Source organism: Pseudomonas sp. P5_B2 (assembly GCF_056400445.1).
In genome coordinates, this window is the sequence record NZ_JBFULH010000516.1 from 1 (window position 1) to 2,932 (window position 2,932).

4 protein-coding genes are annotated in these 2,932 nt (G+C 55.7%); 1 reads left to right on the forward strand and 3 read right to left on the reverse strand.

Features of this window, described 5'->3' with window-relative positions; translation table 11 throughout:
* From AC1DRJ_RS23260 to sdhC, 3 genes are all read right to left on the reverse strand, one after another.
* A partial coding sequence (locus tag AC1DRJ_RS23260; RefSeq protein ID WP_477804217.1) for an FAD-dependent oxidoreductase occupies positions 1-335 on the reverse strand: 335 nt, incomplete at its 3' end.
* Between the two features lie 3 nt (positions 336-338).
* Positions 339-707, reverse strand: coding sequence for a succinate dehydrogenase, hydrophobic membrane anchor protein (sdhD, locus tag AC1DRJ_RS23265; RefSeq protein WP_027922414.1), 369 nt, complete (start codon positions 705-707; stop codon positions 339-341).
* Complete coding sequence (gene sdhC / locus AC1DRJ_RS23270; RefSeq protein ID WP_477804218.1) at positions 701-1,075, reverse strand: succinate dehydrogenase, cytochrome b556 subunit; 375 nt, start codon at positions 1,073-1,075, stop codon at positions 701-703. Before sdhC ends, sdhD begins: the two co-directional genes overlap by 7 nt.
* A gap of 363 nt (positions 1,076-1,438) precedes the next feature.
* Here sdhC and gltA point away from each other — a divergent pair, with 363 nt between their 5' ends.
* The gene (gene gltA / locus AC1DRJ_RS23275) at positions 1,439-2,728 is read left to right on the forward strand and encodes a citrate synthase (RefSeq protein WP_477804219.1); all 1,290 of its coding nucleotides are present in this window, start codon (positions 1,439-1,441) and stop codon (positions 2,726-2,728) included.
* The last annotated feature ends 204 nt before the right edge of the window (positions 2,729-2,932 follow it).

Genomic DNA, 2,932 nt, shown 5'->3' on the forward strand with positions numbered 1-2,932 from the left:
GTACGGGAGAACGGCAAGCCCATGTGCTCGAGTTCGAAAACAGCTTCCGGACCTACGGAACACATGTATTCGATAGCGTCCTGGTCACCGATGTAGTCGGAACCCTTGACGGTATCGTACATGTGCCAGCGCCAGTCATCGTTCGGGTCAGCGGACGCGATGGCGCAGGTGATGCCACCCTGGGCGGAAACAGTGTGCGAACGAGTCGGGAAAACCTTGGTAACCACGGCAGTCTTGTGACCACCTTGCGCCAGCTGCAGAGCAGCGCGCATGCCAGCACCGCCGCCGCCAATGATGATGGCGTCGAACGAAAGCGTATTAACTGTAGTAGACATGAATCAGATACCCCAAAGAATCTGCACACCCCAGACGAAGTAGGCGAACATCGCGACGCCGCATACTGCCTGGAAGAGGAAACGTATTGCAGTCGCGGACTTGCCGAACGCCATTGGCGTCAGGTAGTCGGTCGCGATGGTCCACATGCCGACCCAGGCGTGAGCGCCGAGGGCAACGAGAGCCAGGAGACTGAAAATACGCATCCAGTTGCTTGCGAACAGTTCATGCCATTGGGCGTAGCCGATGCCTGGATGGGCAACGACGTATCCGATCAGGAAAATGAAGTAAGCCGCGAGAACGACCGCAGACACACGTTGTGCCATCCAGTCATAGAGGCCCGAACGCGACAGGTTCGTGACGTTAGTTACCATATCCAAACTCCTGCCAGAACGATTACCACCACGGAAACGGCGATAACGATTTTCGAGCCCAGTTTGCCGCCTTCAAGCGACTCGCCGATGCCCATGTCCATGATCAAATGGCGCACACCGGCTACCAGGTGATACAGCAAGGCGGACAGGATGCCCCATGTCACTAGCTTGGCTAGCGGACTGGTCAAACACGCTTTCACCTGGCCAAAACCTTCTTCCGAGCTCAGCGACTTGTCCAATGCATAAAGCATGATGGCAAGGCTGACAAAGAGGATGATTCCGGAGATCCGGTGAAGAATGGACGTGTAAGCAGTGACTGGGAGTTTGATGGTCCTTAGGTCTAGGTTTACAGGTCGTTGGCTATTCACGGCTTTTTTTCACACTGAAGAGCCCCTAACAATCAGGGCAAAGTTGTTGGGGAGTGCACTGGTCAGGTACCCACCACCCAGGGAGTGCGACCCCCAATAAAGCAGGCCCAAAAGCCCCTGGCGGTCGGAGGGCGAGTATAGACAGTTAGGCTACTAATGACAACGCGTTCACCTTCCCCTAATAGCTGATTGCACAAGTTGGATAAAAGGCGTAAACGGCAGTCAATTTCGAGGAAAAAGTCCGGTTAAAGCCTTCAGGAGCAAGACTTTAGGCAAATTGACATTCGAATTTATCTCACTATAGTGGTGCGGGCCCTGCGTGGGGGGTCTGTCTGATGATTTCAAGCATAAATAGGAGGCCACATGGCTGACAAAAAAGCGCAGTTGATCATCGAGGGCGCAGCCCCCGTCGAGCTGCCCATTTTAACCGGCACCGTTGGTCCCGATGTTATCGACGTTCGCGGCCTGACGGCCACGGGCCGTTTCACCTTTGACCCTGGTTTCATGTCGACAGCTTCCTGCGAGTCGAAGATCACCTATATCGACGGCGACAACGGCATTCTGTTGCACCGCGGTTACCCGATCGAACAGCTGGCTGAAAAGTCTGACTACCTGGAAACCTGCTATCTGCTGCTCAACGGCGAATTGCCGACCGCAGAACAGAAGGCCCAGTTCGTCAGCACCGTCAAGAACCACACTATGGTTCACGAGCAGCTGAAGACCTTCTTCAACGGCTTTCGTCGCGATGCCCACCCGATGGCCGTCATGTGCGGTGTAGTCGGCGCCCTCTCGGCCTTCTACCACGACTCCCTCGACATCAATAACCCGCAGCATCGCGAAATTTCCGCGATCCGCCTGGTTGCCAAGATGCCGACGCTGGCAGCGATGGTTTACAAGTACTCCATGGGCCAACCCATGATGTACCCGCGCAACGACCTGACGTACGCGGAAAACTTCCTGCACATGATGTTCAACACCCCGTGCGAGATCAAACCGATCAACCCGGTGCTCGCCAAGGCCATGGACCGGATTTTCATCCTCCATGCCGACCACGAGCAGAACGCATCGACTTCTACCGTTCGTCTGGCCGGCTCTTCGGGTGCCAACCCGTTCGCCTGTATCGCCGCCGGCATCGCTGCACTGTGGGGCCCTGCCCACGGCGGCGCGAACGAAGCCGTTCTGACCATGCTCGATGAAATTGGCGATGTCTCGAACATCGACAAATACATCGCCAAGGCCAAGGACAAGAACGATCCGTTCAAACTGATGGGCTTCGGTCACCGGGTTTACAAAAACCGCGACCCACGCGCTACCGTCATGAAGCAGACCTGCGACGAAGTGTTGAAGGAACTGGGCATCAAGAACGACAAGCAACTCGAACTGGCCATGCGCCTGGAAGAGATCGCCCTGACCGACCCGTACTTCATCGAACGCTCGCTGTACCCGAATGTCGACTTCTACTCGGGGATTATCCTCAAGGCGATCGGCATTCCAACCAGCATGTTCACCGTAATCTTCGCCCTGGCGCGGACTGTCGGCTGGATCTCCCACTGGAAAGAAATGCTCTCCAGCCCGTACAAGATTGGCCGCCCGCGCCAGCTGTACACCGGCTACGAGTCGCGTGACATCACCAAGCTGGAAGACCGCAAATAAGACCTGTCTTGCGATAGCGTCTTAAGTTGCACCGGAAACGGCCTCTATATAGAGGCCGTTTTTGTTTGTGCGGTTTGCTGGCCTCCCCGTTTCTTTGGTTGTGTACATATCCGTTTCTGCGGTAACGGCTTCTATTGGTTTCGCTTTTACAGCGAGTCACTTTCGAAAAGCCTGCGCGGCCCGGCGCAAAGTAACCAAAGCGCT